Origin of the sequence: Streptomyces tibetensis (assembly GCF_040647715.1) — a bacterium.
In the GTDB taxonomy this organism is placed as follows: Bacteria; Actinomycetota; Actinomycetes; order Streptomycetales; family Streptomycetaceae; genus Streptomyces; species Streptomyces tibetensis_A.
Genome location: NZ_JBEZCR010000004.1, coordinates 260,312 through 277,695, shown reverse-complemented (window position 1 = coordinate 277,695; position 17,384 = coordinate 260,312). Strand labels below are relative to the sequence as shown.

The 17,384-nt window shown below is 71.0% G+C and carries 15 protein-coding genes and 1 riboswitch; of the genes, 4 read left to right on the top strand and 11 right to left on the bottom strand.

What is annotated here, in order from left to right; genetic code table 11:
- The first annotated feature begins 82 nt into the window (after positions 1–82).
- Positions 83–1,195, top strand: coding sequence for an ABC transporter substrate-binding protein (locus AB0B29_RS12880; RefSeq protein ID WP_362237842.1), 1,113 nt, complete (start codon positions 83–85; stop codon positions 1,193–1,195).
- 46 nt (positions 1,196–1,241) lie between these two features.
- Here the strand turns inward: AB0B29_RS12880 and AB0B29_RS12875 are convergent, their stop codons facing one another.
- Entirely contained in the window at positions 1,242–2,462 is a 1,221-nt protein-coding gene (locus tag AB0B29_RS12875) for an MBL fold metallo-hydrolase (protein WP_362237838.1), read from the bottom strand.
- Positions 2,463–2,587: 125 nt separating this feature from the next.
- Here AB0B29_RS12875 and AB0B29_RS12870 point away from each other — a divergent pair, with 125 nt between their 5' ends.
- Entirely contained in the window at positions 2,588–3,766 is a 1,179-nt protein-coding gene (locus AB0B29_RS12870) for a glutamate dehydrogenase (protein WP_362237836.1), read from the top strand.
- Positions 3,767–3,916: 150 nt separating this feature from the next.
- On the top strand, positions 3,917–4,528 hold the full coding sequence (locus AB0B29_RS12865; protein WP_362237833.1) for a TetR/AcrR family transcriptional regulator: 612 nt from the start codon (positions 3,917–3,919) through the stop codon (positions 4,526–4,528).
- Between the two features lie 157 nt (positions 4,529–4,685).
- On the opposite strand, the gene AB0B29_RS12860 is transcribed toward AB0B29_RS12865, so the two are convergent.
- The 4 genes from AB0B29_RS12860 to AB0B29_RS12845 all read right to left on the bottom strand — a co-directional run bounded on the left by AB0B29_RS12860 (position 4,686) and on the right by AB0B29_RS12845 (position 9,983).
- Entirely contained in the window at positions 4,686–5,471 is a 786-nt protein-coding gene (locus tag AB0B29_RS12860) for an SGNH/GDSL hydrolase family protein (RefSeq protein WP_362238684.1), read from the bottom strand.
- 145 nt (positions 5,472–5,616) lie between these two features.
- The gene (locus AB0B29_RS12855) at positions 5,617–6,333 is read right to left on the bottom strand and encodes a DUF6250 domain-containing protein (RefSeq protein WP_362237830.1); all 717 of its coding nucleotides are present in this window, start codon (positions 6,331–6,333) and stop codon (positions 5,617–5,619) included.
- A 196-nt stretch (positions 6,334–6,529) separates the two neighbouring features.
- Positions 6,530–7,432, bottom strand: coding sequence for a M23 family metallopeptidase (locus AB0B29_RS12850; protein WP_362237827.1), 903 nt, complete (start codon positions 7,430–7,432; stop codon positions 6,530–6,532).
- Positions 7,433–7,436: 4 nt separating this feature from the next.
- Positions 7,437–7,591: riboswitch (cyclic di-AMP (ydaO/yuaA leader) on the bottom strand.
- 316 nt (positions 7,592–7,907) lie between these two features.
- Positions 7,908–9,983, bottom strand: a complete 2,076-nt coding sequence (locus AB0B29_RS12845) for an alpha-galactosidase (RefSeq protein WP_362238682.1) — start codon at positions 9,981–9,983, stop codon at positions 7,908–7,910.
- A gap of 179 nt (positions 9,984–10,162) precedes the next feature.
- Here AB0B29_RS12845 and AB0B29_RS12840 point away from each other — a divergent pair, with 179 nt between their 5' ends.
- Positions 10,163–10,960, top strand: a complete 798-nt coding sequence (locus AB0B29_RS12840) for a tyrosine-protein phosphatase (protein ID WP_351634966.1) — start codon at positions 10,163–10,165, stop codon at positions 10,958–10,960.
- A gap of 16 nt (positions 10,961–10,976) precedes the next feature.
- On the opposite strand, the gene AB0B29_RS12835 is transcribed toward AB0B29_RS12840, so the two are convergent.
- The 6 genes from AB0B29_RS12835 to hpnH all read right to left on the bottom strand — a co-directional run bounded on the left by AB0B29_RS12835 (position 10,977) and on the right by hpnH (position 17,381).
- The gene (locus tag AB0B29_RS12835) at positions 10,977–11,096 is read right to left on the bottom strand and encodes a DUF6126 family protein (protein WP_344465409.1); all 120 of its coding nucleotides are present in this window, start codon (positions 11,094–11,096) and stop codon (positions 10,977–10,979) included.
- Entirely contained in the window at positions 11,093–11,794 is a 702-nt protein-coding gene (locus AB0B29_RS12830; protein WP_362237823.1) for a helix-turn-helix domain-containing protein, read from the bottom strand. Before AB0B29_RS12830 ends, AB0B29_RS12835 begins: the two co-directional genes overlap by 4 nt.
- A gap of 66 nt (positions 11,795–11,860) precedes the next feature.
- On the bottom strand, positions 11,861–13,276 hold the full coding sequence (locus tag AB0B29_RS12825; protein WP_362237820.1) for an aspartate aminotransferase family protein: 1,416 nt from the start codon (positions 13,274–13,276) through the stop codon (positions 11,861–11,863).
- Entirely contained in the window at positions 13,273–15,168 is a 1,896-nt protein-coding gene (dxs, locus tag AB0B29_RS12820) for a 1-deoxy-D-xylulose-5-phosphate synthase (RefSeq protein ID WP_362237818.1), read from the bottom strand. Before dxs ends, AB0B29_RS12825 begins: the two co-directional genes overlap by 4 nt.
- Before the next feature lie 28 nt (positions 15,169–15,196).
- Positions 15,197–16,354: a flavodoxin-dependent (E)-4-hydroxy-3-methylbut-2-enyl-diphosphate synthase gene (ispG, locus tag AB0B29_RS12815; RefSeq protein ID WP_362237815.1), complete on the bottom strand. Its 1,158-nt coding sequence runs from the start codon at positions 16,352–16,354 to the stop codon at positions 15,197–15,199.
- Between the two features lie 4 nt (positions 16,355–16,358).
- Complete coding sequence (gene hpnH, locus AB0B29_RS12810; protein WP_362237813.1) at positions 16,359–17,381, bottom strand: adenosyl-hopene transferase HpnH; 1,023 nt, start codon at positions 17,379–17,381, stop codon at positions 16,359–16,361.
- Positions 17,382–17,384: the final 3 nt, after the last annotated feature.

Below are 17,384 nucleotides of genomic sequence, written 5' to 3'. Positions count from 1 at the left end.
GCGTTCCGGCCCTCCGGCTCGTGTTCCCGCGGCCGCCTCCCCTCTTTCTCCCGGATCCCCACCCGACCTCAAGGACCCCGCCATGCGCCTTGCCCCGTTACCGTCAGTGCCCCTGACCCGGCTGGTCGCAGCAGCGGTGGCCTTGACCGTCGCACTGAGCCTGCTGGCGGGGTGCGGATACGGAAAGAACCGGCCGGTCACGGCCGGCGCGGCGGGAGCTCCCGCCCGGGGCCCCGAACTCTCCGTCGGCACCGTGCGCGTCGGCTATCTGCCCAACCTCACCCATGCCACGGCGCTCGTCGGCCTCGAACGGGGCTTCTTCGCCCGGGAGCTGAAGGGGACGGCCCTCGCTCCCCGCACCTTCAACGCCGGCCCGGCCGTGATCGAGGCCCTCAACGCCGGTTCCCTGGACATCGCGTGGATCGGACCGTCGCCCGCGATCAACGGATACCTGCGGTCGGACGGGGACGCGCTGAGGATCGTGGCGGGCTCCGCCTCCGGCGGCGTTCGGCTCGTGGTGAACCCCGACCGCATTCGCTCCCTGAACGAGGTGAAGGGCAAACGGATCGCCACGCCGCAACTGGGCAACACCCAGGACGTGGCGTTCCTGCACTGGGCGGCGAGCCGGGGATGGAAGATCGACCCGGTGACCGGCCGGGGCGACGTGTCCCTGGTCCGCGCCGACAACCGGGTGACGGTGGACGCCTTCCGCTCCGGCTCCCTGGACGGCGCCTGGGTTCCCGAGCCGACCGCCTCGATCCTGGTCTCGGAGGGGGCGCGCGTGCTGCTGGACGAGGCGGATCTGTGGCCCGGTCGCCGGTTCGTCACGACGAACGTCATCGTCTCGCCGTCATTCCTGGCGAAACACCCGGACGTGGTCGACGCGGTCGTACGGGCGTCCGTCGCCGCCAACACCTGGATCGCCGCCCACCCCGAGGAAGCCAGGGCCGCGGCCGGTGCCCACCTCGAGCGCTTGACGGGGCAGGCGCTTCCCGCATCCGTGCTCGAGGCCGCCTGGCAGGGCATCACGTTCACGAACGACCCGCTGGCCCCGACCCTGCGCGCCCAGGCCCGGCATGCCGCGCGGTTGCACCTGCTCACATCATCGGACTTGACGGGGATCTACGATCTGGGACCGCTCAGGAGGGCGTTGCGCTCGGCGGGGCTTGCGCCGGTCACGGAAGACGCTCCGTGACCCTGAAAAGACCTCCCCGCTTCCCGGGCGGCGCAGCACCGACGGATCACTTCTCGCCCGCGAGGTCGAGACCGTCCGCAACGGCCGGTGCGGACGCCGCTGCGGGCCCGGCGCCCGGCGCGCCGGCCCCCCTCGTGGTGTGGCGCCACGGGCGGGCGACGGGTTGGGACACCGCCTGCCACCACGGCTCCCCGGGGAGCTTTCCGGCCGGCTCGAAGGGCTCGCCCGGCCGGGGGAACGCCACCGCTTGACCGGCCTCCTCGGCGGCGTCCTTCGTCCACTCCCCCGGCTCCGCCCAGGCATGGGTGGCGAGGTTGAAGGTGCCCCAGTGGATCGGCAGCAGCACGCCGTGCGGTGTGCCTCCCTGGAGGTCCAGATGCGCCTGGAGCCCCTCCGCGGGCGTCATGTGGATGTCGGGCCAGAAGTCGGAGTACGCGCCGAGCTGGATCATCGTGGCGTCGAACGGCCCGTGCCCGGCGCCGATCTCCTTGAAGCCCTCGAAGTAGCCCGTGTCGCCGCTGTGGTAGATCCGGTGCCGCTCACCGGCGACGACCCAGGAGGCCCACAGGGTGTGCTGGGTGTTGCGCAGCCCCCGGCCGCAGAAGTGCCGGGCGGGAGTGGCGGTCAGGGTGAGGCCGCCGATCTTCGTCGACTCGTGCCAGTCCAGTTCGCGAAGGCGGCTCTCGGACACGCCCCAGTGCTCCAGGTGCGCGCCGACGCCGAGCGGCACGGCGAACAGCGTGTCCGTGCCCGCGAGTGCCTTGATGGTGGGCATGTCCAGGTGGTCGTAGTGGTCGTGCGAGATGACCACGACGTCGACCGGGCCGAGCGCGGCCAGCGGCAGGGGCACCGGGTGCAGCCGCCTGGGGCCCGCGAAGGAGTACGGGGAGCAGCGCTCGCCCCACACCGGGTCGAACAGGACGCGTGTCCCGTCTATCTCCGCGAGCACGCTGGAGTGCCCCATCCAGGTCAGCCGCAGCCCCGTGGCCGGGGGCCGGGCGATGTCGGCGAGCGTGGTGGCGTGCACCGGCACGGGGCCCCTCGGTCTGCGCCGGGGACGGGTGTCCTTGTCGAAGAAGACCTTCGCGAAGTCCAGGGTCGAACCCGAGGGCCGGATCCGCGCGGGGCCGCCGGGATTCTGGAAGACCCCGTCCCTGAAATGGGGCGATCTGCGGATGCGCGCCATGCGCTCACCGCTCGGATCCGCGCCGAACGCCCCGGGCTGCAGCGCACGGAGCCCGGAGCTCAGGGAACGGAAACCGGCCACGGTACCTCCAGGTGGAGTCGGTCAGGCTTTCCATTATGGTCGGCCCCTCCGACAACAGTGGGGCGCAGGTGTCCCTCCGAACGCCATACTGACCGGTGATTCAGTAACCCGGCGAAGGAGCCCGCATGGCCGCCCCCCTGCTGTCCCTCACCTGGACCGACCACGTCACCGGCCATCAGGGCTTTCTGGTCGTCGACCGGCTGGTGCGCGGCGTCGCCAGCGGCGGTCTGCGGATGCGGGCCGGCTGCACCCTGGAAGAGGTCACCGGCCTGGCTCGCGGCATGACCATGAAGGAGGCGCTGCACTACGACCCCGGCAGCCGCTACGTCCCGCTCGGCGGCGCCAAGGGCGGCATCGACTGCGACCCCAGGGACCCCGGGGCGTACCCGCTGCTGGTGCGGTACCTGCGCGCGATGCGGCCGTACATAGAGAGCTGCTGGACGACGGGCGAGGACCTGGGACTCACCCAGGACCTGGTCGACCGGGCGGCGGCCGAGGCGGGGCTGGTGTCCTCGATCCAGGCCGTGTACCCCCTGCTCGACGACGAGGCCGAGGCCCGGCGGCGGCTCCGGGACGCGTTCGCGGTCGAGGTCGACGGCATCGGTCTGGACGAGCTGGCCGGCGGCTGCGGTGTGGCCGAGGCGACCCTGGCCGCCCTGGACCGAGCGGGTGTGCCGACCACCGGGACCCGGGTCGCCCTCCAGGGCTTCGGCACCATGGGCGGGGCCACCGCGCGTTTCCTCGCGCGCGCCGGGCTGACGGTCGTGGCCGTCGCCGACCTCAAGGGCACGATCGCCGATCCGGGGGGCCTGGACGTCGAGGCGCTGCTCGCGGCCCGGGACGCCCACGGCACGGTGGACCGTTCGGCGTTGCGACCCGGCGACCGCGAACTGCCGGGCGACGCCTGGCTGGCGGCCGACGCGGACGTACTGGTTCCGGCCGCCGTGTCGTACGCGATCGACCCCGGGAACCAGGAGCGGATCAGCGCCCGCTGGGTCGTGGAGGCGGCCAACATGCCCGTACGTCCGGAGGCTGAGCTGCTGCTGGCCGCGCGCGGAGTGACCGTGCTGCCGGACGTCGTGGTGAACTCGGGCACGAACGCCTGGTGGTGGTGGACGCTGTTCGGGGACATCGGCGCCGACGCCGAGGAGGCGCTCGCATACATCCGCCGCTCCATGCGGACGCTGGTCGAGCGGACGCTGGCCCGCGCGCAGGCCGACGGGACGACTCCGCGGTCCGCCGCACACGCGATCGCGGCCGACCGGCTGCCGCTGATCGCGGAGCGGTTCGGCTGGTACCGGTGAGGTGAGGTGCTGTGAGGTGCCCGCCCCGGCCCGACCGGGCCGACTCCCGGCGAGACACCCGCCACCTCCTCGACGGCCGCCGTCGCGGCCCTGCCGGGCAGGCCGAAACGCTCCGTCGAGAGGCTGCCCGGCCGTGGGTAGGGTGACGGCGTGACGAGAGTCCGGTTGAGTGTGGCTCAGCGGCGCGGAGATCTGTTGCGGGCCGCCATCGAGCAGATCGAGTCGAGGGGCGTGGCGGCGGTCCGGATCGCCGACGTGGCCTCGGCGCTCGGCGTGAGCAACGCGCTGGTCCTCTACCACTTCTCTTCGAAGGAGCAGTTGGTCGCCGCCGCGTTCCGGCATGCGGCGGAGGCCGACCTGACGCATCTGCGCAAGCTGCTCGGCCGTCGTTCGCCGGCGCTGCGCCGGCTGCGGTCGGCCGTGCGGTGGTACGCCCCGACCGGGCAGGCCAAGGGCTGGCGGCTGTGGATCGAGGGCTGGGCGGTGGCGCTGCGCGACCCGGCGCTGCGAGAGGTGGCCCAGGATCTCGACCGGCAATGGAAGGCGGCCCTGGCCGAGGTCATCGCGGAGGGCGTGGCCGCCGGTGAGTTCCGCTGCCCCGACCCGGCCGGCACGGCCCTGCGTCTGACCGCCCTCCTCGACGGCCTCGCCGTCCAGCTGACCTCCTACGCCGGTGCGGTACCGCGCGTACGGGCCCAGGAGTGGGTGGAGGAGGCCCTGACCCGCGAGTTGGGCCTGCCCGCAGAGCCGCCGACGCCTTAGTCGGTGCTTTTCGGATCACTCCGGGGGCACGGGCTCACCGGCACCGGCTCTGCGAGCGGCGCAGAGCCGGAAGACCCACACCAGCAGCCACGGCTCCTGTGCGTGCGGGTCGCGCCGGGGCCCCGCCCGGAACGGCCCGCACGTGCAGGAGCCGCACTCACGCCACCGAGGCGATCCGCATCCTGATGTCGTCCGGTGACAGCGCCCCCTTGGCCGTCACGTGGTCGCCCGAGGACTCCCCGCGCAGCCGGCGCCCGATCCACGGCACCAGGAACTCCCGCGCCCAGGCGACGTTGTCACGCCGCATGTCGAAAGCGCCGCGCGGGGGCAGCGGAGGCCACGCCTGCTCGGGGTCGGCCGGCACGTCGAGGCCGAGCACCTGGCCCGCGCGCAGCGCCACGCGCGTGTGCCCCTCGGGCGACAGGTGCAACCGGTCGGCGTCCCAGGCCCGGCGGTCCTGCACGCTGCGCAGGGACCACAGGTCGAGCACCGGGCATCCGTACCGGTCGGCGATGGCCCGGACGTGCCCGTTGTACGTGGCGATCTTGCCGCGCAGATGCTTGAGCACGGGCACGCCTCGGGTGTCGAAACCGGTCGTCACCATCACCGTGCCGGACACGGCGGTGAGTTGGGCCAGAGCCCGCTCGAAGCGCTCGGCCACCTCGTCCGGGTCGGTGCCGGGCCGGATGATGTCGTTGCCCCCGGCGCAGAACGAGACGAGGTCCGGGGCCATGCCGACGGCCCGCGGAACCTGGTCCGCCACGATCTGGTCGAGGAGCTTTCCGCGTACGGCGAGATTGGTGTACTGGAAGTCGCCCTCGGGCCTGCGGTCGGCGAGCAGGACGGCGAACCGGTCGGCCCAGCCGACGAACGCCCCGTCGGGGCCGGGGTCGCCGACGCCCTCGGTGAAGCTGTCCCCCACCGCCACGTACGACCCGATCACTGCTTTGCTGTCACTCTTCGAATCGTCTGCCACAGCGGTCCATGATTCACCTTCGAATGTGACCTACGCGACCGTAGGAAAGGGTTGACGGGCGGTGAGATAAGCCACTCCTAAAGTGTTCGCCAACTCCGGAATACCCCGCTTGTCAGGGATGTTTCGGGGTGAGCCGCCAGACCCGGAACCCGTTGATCCGGAAATGGCTCCAGACGGTCCGGAAGGCGAAGTGGCCGCCGGTGTAGGGCTGCGGATCGGTGTGGTCGAAGACGAGCCGTCCGTTGTTCCACCATCGGACCGTGGAACCGTCGGACACGATCCGCACCCGGTTGGGCTCGTTCGGCACCAGCAGCGGTTCGGTGTAGTCGAAGACCAGGGGGCGGACGCCGGGTTCGCCGACGTAGCGGCGCAGCCGGGTCGTGGTGTTGTAGTTGGCGCCGTAGCCCGCGTAATACGTCGTGAGGTGGTCGTACTCGTCGAGGGCTCCGCCGCGCGGTGTGGCGAAGAGGTCGCCCGGGGAGCGGACGTCGGTCGCGTTCCAGAAGTTGTTGAGGTCCGAGACCCGGTCGTTGGCGCCGCCCTCGGATATGGGAGTGGCGGTGTACTCGAGCACGTAGGGCCCTTCGAGCCGCTGCCTGAACCACACGGTCGCACCGCTGGGCACGTCGATCTCCAGTGTGCCGCGTGAGGCGGCGACGGTGCCGCCGTCCTGGAGTTCGGTCGCCCATCGCCCGAGGCCGTGGCGGAAGTCGTCGTGTGCGATGAGACGGCGGTGCGGGGACGCGGCGTGCGCGGTGGCCGTGGGGGCGAGGGCTCCCAGGGCGGCTCCGGCGGCCAGGGTTCCGAACGCTCTGCGGGTGGTCGGCACGGTGACACAACTCCTCGGGATCCGCCGGGAAGGCTCTGGAAAGCGCTTGCACTCCGGCCGTGATCACTGTGTACCAACTGCCGCCGCCTGTCGATCCCTTGGGGCGAGCGAGGGCGTATCGCACACACCGAAGGCCGGACCCGGGGATCGGGGTCCGGCCTTCGGTCGCGTGTCAGGCAGGTGGTCGTGCGGTGGGTCAGCCGACGGAGACGCCGTGCGAGCGCAGGAAGGCGACCGGGTCCACGTCCGAGCCGTAGTCCGGCGTGGTGCGGATCTCGAAGTGCAGGTGCGGTCCGGTCACGTTGCCGGTCGCGCCCGAGAGGCCGACCTGCTGCCCCGCGGTCACGGTCTGGCCGGCCGAGACGGAGAGCTGGGACAGGTGGGCGTACTGGGCGTAGTAGCCGTCGTCGAGCTTGATGACGACCTGGTTGCCGTACGCGCCGCCCCAGCCGGCGGAGACGACCGTGCCCGCGCCGACGGCCTTGAGGGAGGTGCCGGTCGGAACGACGAAGTCGACACCGGTGTGGTAGCCGCTGGACCACATGCTGCCGGACATGTGGTACGGGGTGCCGATGGTGGCACCGGTCACCGGGAGGGTGAAGCCGCCGGCGTTGCTCTCGGCGGCGGCCGGCTTCGCGGCGGTCTCCGTCTTCGGGGCCGCATCGGCGGCGGACGGCTTCGGGGCCGAGGCCTTCGGCGTGGACGGGGCCGAGGCCTTCGGGGCACTCGCCGCCTTCTTGCCGATCGACAGCTTCAGGCCCGGGTGGATCAGCGACGGGTCGGAGCCGACGGCGTCCCGGTTGTCCGCGTAGAGCTTCTTCCAGCCGCCGCTGACGTGCTGCTCGTCGGCGATCTTCGCGAGGTAGTCGCCGGCCCTCACGGTGTACGTGCGGACACCGTCGGCCTTTTCGGCGGCCTTGTGCGCGGTGGCCGGAGCGGACTGGACGGCCTTTTCCGGAGCCGACTGCGGGGTGGCGGCGTGAGCGCCGGCGGCCCCCATGAGCGGCAGGGCGAGCGCGGCCCCACCGGTTCCGGCGACGGCTATGGAGCGGGTGAAACGCTGGGTCTTGGGGCGGCGGTGCTTACCCTTCGCGGGCATGGCGAATTCCTCTCCGTCGCCTGCGAGGTGAGCTGTCGGGTGCGGGCTGGAGATGCCCGGCCGTGCCGTGGCGCGGCTGAACCCCAAGCCGTTCCGGGAACCGGAACAGGCGTCTTACCTGTGGGTCCCCCGCTCCTGCCGTGCTTCGGGTCAGTGTGTGCGGGCTCCGGGCGGCGGCAGGATTAGGCGTCCGTCCGGATTGGTGTGGAACGTAAGCGACCACGACGCAATAGGACAAGCTTGCGGTTGCCCGTGACGGTGTTTTCCTTGACGCGTCGCCACATCCGCCGTCACCGAGCGTGGATTACCGATCTCCCGGACGGTTCAATAGCCTAGGAAATTGCGGGGATTACGTGAACATGGCGACAGCATATCGTCACGAATATGACGATGGTCACGCACCCCGACCCCATCTCCTGCGCGATCGGGGCACGTTATCCCGAAGCGGCTAAAAGTGCCTATTCGGACAGAATGGCTACTTCCGCTTAAGGCGGACGATGGCGGCGTCCAGATCCCCGCGCAAGCCGACCCGCAGCCCGTGATGAAGCAGTACGGCCCCTCGGTGAACTTCTCCCGTTTCGGGGCATTCATACGCTTCCGTCGGTTCGAGGCCGTGCAACCGGAGCGCCGGAACGGGCTCGCCGTAGCGCTGCGCCTGGAGCCAGGCGAAGACGACGACCTCCTCGCCGAGGACGTACTGCACGGCGCTCAGCCCACCCTCCGGAGGCCGCAGCCGGTACTGGTCGCCGCGCTGCACCACGGGCCGGATCTTCTTGTAGAGCCCCACCCACTCCGCCGCCTCGGCGAGCTCCTCCGGCGTCCACTTCGTGAGGTCGCCGCCGACCCCGAGCACCCCGGCCATGGCACTGACGAACCGGAACCGCAGCGAGCTGGCCCGGTGGTTGAGCATGGCGTTCGGGCTGTCGGTGACCCAGGCGGCCATGACCCGGGCCGGATGGAGCTGGCTGAAGCCGTGCTGGATGGCGAGCCGGTCGAGGGGGTCGGTGTTGTCGGAGGTCCACACCTGGTCCGTGCGGCTCAGCACCCCGAGGTCGATCCGCCCGCCGCCGCCCGAGCAGGACTCGAAGGCCACCCCCGGGTGGGCGGTCCGCAGCCGGTCCAGCAGGGCGTACAGGCCGTGCACGTGGTCGACCCACAGCCGCTGCGGGTAGGTGTCGTCCGGCCAGCCGGCGTCGGTGAAGCAGCGGTTGAAGTCCCACTTCACGTAGTCGATCGGAGCACTGGAGAGAAGCCCGTCGAGCTGCTCCCACAGATACTCCCGGACGTCCTCACGGGCGAGGTTGAGGACCAGCTGGTTGCGGAACTCCGTCCGCTGTCGTCCTGATTGGTACTGCACCCAGTCCGGGTGCGCGCGGTACAGGTCGCTGTCCGGGTTGACCATCTCGGGCTCCACCCAGATCCCGAACTGCATGCCGAGGCCGTGCACATGGTCGGCGAGCGGCTTCAGTCCGCCCGGGAAGCGGTCGGGGTTCGGGGTCCAGTCGCCGAGCCCGGCCCGGTCGCTGGTGCGCGCACCGAACCAGCCGTCGTCGACGACGAACAGCTCGACACCCATGGCGGCGGCCCGCGCGGCGAGCTCCCGCTGCTGCTCCTCGGAGATGTCGAACTCGGTGGCCTCCCAGGAGTTGAACAGCACCGGCCGGTCCCGGTCGGCGTCCGGGATCACGTACGCCCGCTGGTAGGCGTGCCAGGCCCGACTCGCCCCGCCGAACCCGCCGTCGCACCAGAGTCCGGCGAAGACGGGGGTCGTGTACGACTCCCCGGTGCCGAGCATCAGCAGGCCGGAGTCGTCGTAGCCGGCGCCGCCGGTGATCTGCACCCGCGCGTCCGGGAGCTGGGCCACGGCGATGCGCCAGGACCCGGACCAGCCCAGGGCGCAGCTGTAGACCTCGCCGCGCTCCTCGGTGGCGTCGGTGTCGAGGGCGACCCAGGGCAGGTGCTGGTGGGAGGTGTGGCCGCGGCGGCTGCCGATGACCTTCTCGCCGTGGGTGAGGGCGGAGCGGGTCAGCCGGGACTCGGCGCCCCAGCGGCCGTGCAGCTGGGACAGACGCCAGTGGTCGCGGTCGGGCAGGGTCCAGGTGGCGGAGTCGGCGCGCAGCAGCTCGACGGCCGGCCCCTGGTTGTCCAGGGTCACCCAGCGCTCGACGACGTCCGCCGAGGGGCGCATCCGGTAGTGCAGGGTGACGGCGAGGTCGCCGTCGCGGAACCGGAGCCGCAGCTCGCCGTCCTCGGCGTCGTGTCCCTCGTAGGCCCACTCGGTGCCGCGCCGCTCAGCCGTGCGTACGGACAGGGCGGGGCGGACGAAGCGGGGGCCGCCTTCGACCGGGTACTCCTCGCGTCCGTCGAGCGGGGACTCGAAGGGCCAGTAGTCCGGCAGCGGCCGGACGGTGAGGGCCTCGGCGTCGGCCAGGCCGATACGGGGGCCCCAGTGCACATGCAGCAGCTCGTCCCGGCCCGTGACATGGACGGCATAGCTGCTGGCCGGCCCGGAGAGGACCCATGTACGACCGTCTTCGGAGATGTCCAGCATCATGCCCTCACATATTCGAACAAGCCCGACCAGGTGCGACCAGGCGGCAACATCATGGGCGGCCGTGGGGCTTCCGGGCAACGCCTGTGGACAACTCATTGCCCCAGGCAGGCATGTCGTATCGTCGAGAGACGCCCGTCGACGAGCCGCGCCGGCGGCGCCGAAGGGGAGGAGCCCTCGTGACACAGCAGGTCCCGTCGACCGAGCCCGAGCTGGCCGGAGTGCGCAACTTCCGTGATGTGGGCGGACTTCCGACCGTGGACGGGCGGCGGGTGCGCCAGGGCGTGCTGTTCCGCAGTGGCCACCTCGCCCACGCGACCGGGGAGGACGCCGCCTTCCTGACGACTCTGGGCCTGCACACGATCTTCGACTTCCGCAACGCGGCCGACCAGAAGCTGGAGGGGCCGGACGTCGAGCTGCCGGGCGTGCGCAACGTGAACCTGCCGCTGAGCGACCCGGCCGACGGCGCCGAGTTCTGGAAGATGGTCCGCGACGGCGACCTGGACCAGCTGCGAGAGATCCTTTCGGACGGCAAGGGCGCGGGCCGCATGATCGCCTCGTACCGCACGATCATCAAGCACCGCACCGACGAGCACTCCCGGGTGCTGCACGCGCTCGCCGAGGACAGTGTTCCCGCGCTGATGCACTGCGCGGCGGGCAAGGACCGCGCCGGGCTGTCGGTGGCGGTGACGCTGCTCGCCGTGGGCGTCGAGCGCGAGGCGATCGTCGAGGACTACCTGAAGTCGAACGCCAAGCACCGCCGCTACAAGGTGCACCGCTCCAGCTCCGCCGCCTCGGCCTACTCCCCCGAGGTCATGGAGCTGCTCAGCCCCCTCTTCGACGCGCGCGCCGAGTACCTGACGGCGGCCTTCGACACCATCGAGGAGACGTGGGGCGGCGTCGACACCTACCTGGAGAAGGGGCTGGGGCTCTCCGCGGAGACCCGGGAGCGGCTGCGCGAGCGGCTCCTCGACTGAGGTCCGCGGACGGGGGCTACTTCGCCCCGACCTCGAACAGCAGGTACACGAAAGCGGCGAAGACGTGGCCGGCGATGAGGTAGACGAACAGCCTCACCCACAGGGCCCGGGGGAACTTCTCCTCCATGTTGCTCATGACACGTCTCCGGGGGTCGGGCCGAGGCACAGGGCGGCCGTGGGGCTCTGCAGCAGGGTGTGGACGAAGAGCAGGTCGACGCCGTCGTGGTCCTCGGCTGCGATCCGGTGCGGGGTGAGCGAGTCGAAGTGGGCGCTGTCACCGGCCGCCAGCCGGTGCGTGGTGTCCCCGAGGCGCAGCCGCAATCGGCCGCGCAGCACATGGAGCCACTCCTCGCCGGGGTGGACGCGCACGATGTCACCCTGGGAGCCGTGCGGGACGTGGACCCGCAAGGCCTGCATCCCGCGGCCGGGGGCGCCGGCCTGCCAGTAGGTCCAGCCGCCCGCCGCGGTGGGTTCCATGTCGGCGGCGCGGATGACGGCGTCCCGTTCGGCGACCGTCTCGCCGAGCAGTTCGGAGACGGTCGTACCGTAGATGCGGGCCAGTGCGAGCAGCATCGGCAGCGAGGGCTGGCGCTGCCCGGTCTCCAGCCGGGAGAGGTGGGCGGGCGACAGCCCGGCGGAGCGGGCCGCGGCCTCCAGTGTCAGGGAGGCCTGGCGGCGCAGCGCCCGCAGCTGGGGCGCCACCACGGGCGGTAGCGCACCGGCCGCCGGGCCGGCCGACGAGTCGGCCCCGGGGGGCCGCTCGGTATCGGGGAGCCGCTCGGTATCGGGGAGCCGCTCGGTCTCGGGAGGCCGCTCGGCCTCGGAGGAGTTCATGCCTCCATTCAGCCGGAGCCTTGCCTCAGCGGCAAATTTCTTGCCTCCTAGGCAAAAGCCCCCGGTTCAGCGGTTGGCCACGGCCTGCTTCACCAGCGTCTTGCCGAAATCCCACATCAGTCCGCCGTTGTGCGCGTCGTCCATCACGGCCGTGAAGGCGTCCACGAACCGGTCCACCTCGCGCTCGCCGATGATCAACGGCGGGATCAGCTTGATCACCTCCATGTGGTCGCCGGAGACCTGGGTGAGGATCCGGTGCTTGCGCAGCAGCGGCACCACGACCATCTGCGCGAACAGTCCCTTGCGTGCCGCCTGGAGCATGGTCCAGCGGCTGCGCAGCTTCAGCGACTGCGGCCGGCCGAACTCGATGCCGATCATCAACCCCCGGCCGCGCACCTCGGCGAGCATCTCGTACCGGTCCGTCAGCGCCGCGAGCCGGGACCTGAGCCGCTCACCCGTGGCCCGGACGTTCGCGACGATCTGCTCGTTCTCCATCACCGCCAGCACCGCGAGGCCCGCCGCCATGGCCTGCGCGTTGGACCCGAAGCTCGCCGAGTGGACGAGGACCCGGTCCATCGACGAGTAGACCTTCTTGAAGATCCAGTCCTTGCCGATCGTGGCGCCGACGGGCACATAGCCACCGGAGAGCGCCTTGGCCACGCAGACCAGGTCCGGCTCCACGCCGTCCTCGTGCTGGTAGCCGTAGAAGTCGCCGGTGCGGCCGAGGCCCGTCTGCACCTCGTCGGCGATGAGCAGCGCCTTGTGCCGGTGCAGCAGCTCCTGCGCGGCCCGCAGCCAGCCGGGCGGGCCCGTGAGCACGCCCTTGCCCTGGATCGGCTCGACGATCAGCGCGGCGACGTCCCCCTTCTTCAGCTCCCTCTCCAGTGCGTCGAGGTCGCCGAGCGGGACGGCCGTGTCGGGCAGCAGCGGGGCGAACCCGTCACGGAAGCCGGATTCGCCGTTGACGGACAGGGAGCCGGTGGTCAGCCCGTGGAAGGCGTGCGCGCAGTAGAGGATCCTGGGCCTGCCGGTGACGAACCGGGCGAACTTCAGCGCGCCCTCGACGGCCTCGGTGCCGCTGTTGCCGAAGAACACCCGGTCCAGGTGCGGGCTGTGCGCGAGCAGCTTCTCGGCCAGCAGGCCCGGCAGCGGCTGGCAGTCGAACCGGGTGAGATCGGCGAGAGAGGCGTCCAGGACGTCGTGCAGCGTCTTGCGGATCACGGGGTGGTGGCGGCCGAGACCCATCACCCCGAACCCCGCGAGCATGTCCAGGTAGTCGTTGCCGTCCGCGTCGTAGAAGTAGGCGCCCTCGGCGCGCTCGTAGACCTTGTCGAAGCCGATGGTGTGCAGCATGCGCGGGAGCTGATGGTTGAGGTACCGGGTGTGCAGCTCGTAGCGCTCGGCTCCGCGCTCGGCCAGCAGCTTGCCGAGGTCGAACTCCCCGGCCTGCGACGACTCCGACGCGGACTCGGCGGTGGTCATTCCTGTGACTCCTTGGACAGCTCATCCTTGACGGCCAGGCTCGCGCCGATCCGTCCGGCGACCTCGACGGGTGTCAGGCCGATGTCGGCGAGCACCTCACCGCGCTTGGCGTGCGCGAGGAACTGCTCCGGGATGCCGAACCGCCGGACCGGTACGTCGACCTCGGCGTCGCCCAGGGCGAGCGCCACGGCCGAACCGACCCCGGCCGCCCGGCTGTTGTCCTCGACCACGGCGACCAGCCGGTGCTGGGCGGCGAGTCCCGGGAGCGCCGGGTCGACGGGCTTGACCCAGCGGGGGTCGACGACGGTGCAGCCGATGCCGCGGGCTTCGAGCAGCTCGGCGGCCTGGAGGCAGACCGGCGCCATCACACCGACGGCCACCAGGAGGACCTGCGGCGCGGGGGAACGGTGCAGTACGTCCAGCCCGCCCACCCGGTCGACCGCCGGGATCGACGGGCCGACGGACTCCTTCGGGAAGCGCACGAGGGTCGGCGCGTCGTCCACGGCGACGGCCTCGCGCAGCTGGGCCCGCATCTGGTCGGCGTCGCGCGGCGCGGCGATGCGCAGTCCGGGCACGACCTGGAGGACGGACATGTCCCACATGCCGTTGTGGGAGGCACCGTCGACGCCGGTGACCCCGGCCCGGTCGAGCACGAAGGTCACCCCGCAGCGGTGCAGGGCCACGTCCATCAGGAGCTGGTCGAAGGCGCGGTTGAGGAAGGTGGCGTAGACGGCGACGACCGGGTGCAGCCCGCCCGTCGCCAGGCCCGCCGCGGACACGGCCGCGTGCTGCTCGGCGATGCCCACGTCCCACACCCGGTCCGGGAACCGCTCGGCGAAGGCGCCGAGTCCGACCGGGTGCAGCATGGCGGCGGTGATCGCCACCACGTCGTCCCGCTCCTCGCCGATCCTGACGATCTCCTCGCCGAACACCGAGGTCCAGGAGGGGCCGCCCGACGGCGAGAGCGGGGCGCAGGTCAGCGGGTCCATCACGCCGACGGTGTGGAAGTGGTCCTCCTCGTGGGCGAGGGCGGGCTCGTAGCCGCGGCCCTTCTCCGTGAGGCAGTGGACGAGAACCGGCCCGTGGAAGCGTTTCGCGCGTCGCAGCGCGGACTCCACGGCCCCGGTGTCGTGCCCGTCGATCGGCCCCACGTACTTCAGGCCCAGGTCCTCGAAGAGGCCTTGTGGGGCGAACGCGTCCTTGAAGCCCTTCTTCGCGCCGTGCAGGGCCTCGTAGAGGGTGTTGCCGACCAGGGGCGTGCCCTGGAGGACGTCCTTGCCCCAGGCCAGGACCCGCTCATAGCCGTCGGTCGTGCGCAGGGTCGCGAGGTGGTTGGCGAGGCCGCCGATGGTGGGCGCGTAGGAGCGTTCGTTGTCGTTGACGACGATGATCAGCGGACGGTCCTTGGCCGCCGCGATGTTGTTGAGGGCCTCCCAGGCCATGCCGCCGGTGAGGGCCCCGTCGCCGATGACCGCGACGACATGGCCCTTCTCCCCCTGCACCTGGCGGGCCTTGGCGAGTCCGTCGGCCCAGCCGAGCGCCGTGGAGGCGTGGCTGTTCTCGATGACGTCGTGCTCGGACTCCTCGCGCGAGGGGTAGCCGGACAGGCCGCCCTTGCCGCGCAGCTTGGAGAAGTCCTGGCGGCCGGTCAGCAGTTTGTGGACGTAGCTCTGGTGGCCGGTGTCCCAAAGGATGCGGTCGGCCGGCGACTCGAAGACCCGGTGCAGGGCGATGGTCAGCTCCACCACGCCCAGGTTGGGTCCCAGGTGCCCGCCGGTCCTGGCGACCGCGTGCACCAGGAACTCCCGGATCTCTTCAGCCAGTTCCCCCAGTTCCGCCTCGGACAGCGCCTTCAGGTCGCGTGGTCCCCGGATGTTCTCCAGTATCGTCACGCTCGGGCCCCCTTCGGATCCGTGCTGCTCAGCTCACGGTGACGGCCGGCTCCCCCGGCCCCACGCCGTCCTGCTCCATCTGCTCGGCGATCTTCATCGCCTCTTCGATCAGCGTCTCGACGATCTTGGACTCGGGGACGGTCTTGATGACCTCGCCCTTGACGAAGATCTGCCCCTTGCCGTTGCCGGAGGCGACGCCGAGGTCGGCCTCCCGCGCCTCACCGGGGCCGTTGACCACACAGCCCATCACGGCGACGCGCAGCGGCACCTCCATGCCGTCGAGGCCGGCCGTGACCTCCTCGGCGAGCTTGTAGACGTCGACCTGGGCTCGGCCGCAGGACGGACACGACACGATCTCCAGCCGGCGCTCCTTCAGTCCCAGGGACTGCAGGATCTGGATGCCGACCTTGACCTCCTCGGCCGGCGGTGCGGACAGCGACACCCGGATCGTGTCGCCGATGCCCCGGGAGAGGAGCGCGCCGAACGCCACCGCCGACTTGATCGTGCCCTGGAACGCCGGTCCGGCCTCCGTCACGCCCAGGTGCAGCGGGTAGTCGCACTGTTCGGCCAGCTGGCGGTACGCCTCGATCATCACGACCGGGTCGTTGTGCTTGACGGAGATCTTGATGTCCCGGAAGCCGTGCTCCTCGAACAGGGACGCCTCCCACAGGGCGCTCTCCACGAGCGCCTCCGGGGTCGCCCTGCCGTACTTCTGGAGCAGCCGCCGGTCCAGCGACCCGGCGTTGACGCCGATCCGGATGGGCGTGCCGTGATCCTTCGCCGTCTGGGCGATCTCCTTGACCCGGTCGTCGAACTGCTTGATGTTGCCGGGGTTGACGCGGACCGCCGCGCAGCCCGCCTCGATCGCGGCGAACACGTACTTCGGCTGGAAGTGGATGTCCGCGATCACCGGGATCTGCGACTTGCGCGCGATGGTCGCCAGCGCGTCCGCGTCGTCCTGCGTGGGGCAGGCGACCCGGACGATCTGGCAGCCGGAGGCGGTCAGCTCCGCGATCTGCTGCAGCGTGGCGCCGACGTCCGAGGTACGGGTCGTCGTCATCGACTGCACCGACACCGGGGCCCCGCCCCCGACCGCCACCGGACCGACCTGGATCCGGCGCGAGACGCGCCGCTCGGCGACCGGCCGGGCCGGCACCTCGGGGACACCCAGCGAGACAGCGGTCATGACGTCACTCCCGGTTCCCGGAGACCGTCTCGCGCATGGCGCGCAGGGACTCCTTCAGCGATCCCATGGTGGCGAGGACGGCGGTGGGCTCGTAGCCGCAGTGCGCCATGCAGTTGGCGCAGCGGGGGTCCTTGCCGCGGCCGTACTTGTCCCAGTCGGTGTCCTCGACCAGCTCCCGGTACGTCGGCACGTACCCGTCGCTCATCAGGTAGCAGGGGCGCTGCCAGCCGAAGAGCGAGTAGTTGGGGATGGCCCACGCGGTGCACGGGAAGTCGACCTTGCCCTCCAGGAAGTCCAGGAAGAGCGGCGAGTGGTTGAGCCGCCAGCGCCGCCGGTTGCCGCCGGCGAAGGCCTTCTTGAACAGCTCGCGGGTCTGCTCCACGCCGAGGAAGTGCTCCTGGTCGGGGGCCTTCTCGTAGGCGTAGGCGGGCGAGATCATCATCTCGTCGACCTGGAGGTCGTCGTTGAGGAAGTTCAGCACCTCGATGATGGTCTGCGGCGTGTCGGTGTTGAAGAAGGTCGAGTTGGTGGTGACCCGGAAGCCGCGCCGCTTGGCCTCCTTGATCGCCTCCACGGCCTCGTCGAACACGCCTTCCTTGGCGACCGACTCGTCGTGCCGCTCCCGCAGGCCGTCGATGTGCACCGCGAAGGCGAAATAGGGCGACGGCGTGAACTTGTCCATCTTCTTGCGCAGCAGCATCGCGTTGGTGCAGAGGAAAACGTACTTCCGCTTGGCCACCAGCTGGCGGACGATCTCGTCGATCTGCGGGTGCATCAGCGGCTCGCCGCCGGCGATGGACACCATCGGGGCACCGGACTCCACGACCGCCCCCACGGCCTGGGCGACCGGCATCCGCTGCTTGAGCACCCCGGCCGGATGCTGGATCTTGCCGCACCCCTCGCATTTGAGATTGCAGGCGAACAGCGGTTCCAGCTCCACGATCAGCGGAAACTTGTCCCGTCGGCGGATCTTCTGTTCAGCCAAATACGTAGCGACCTTGATGGACTGTCGGAGCGGCATGGCCATCTG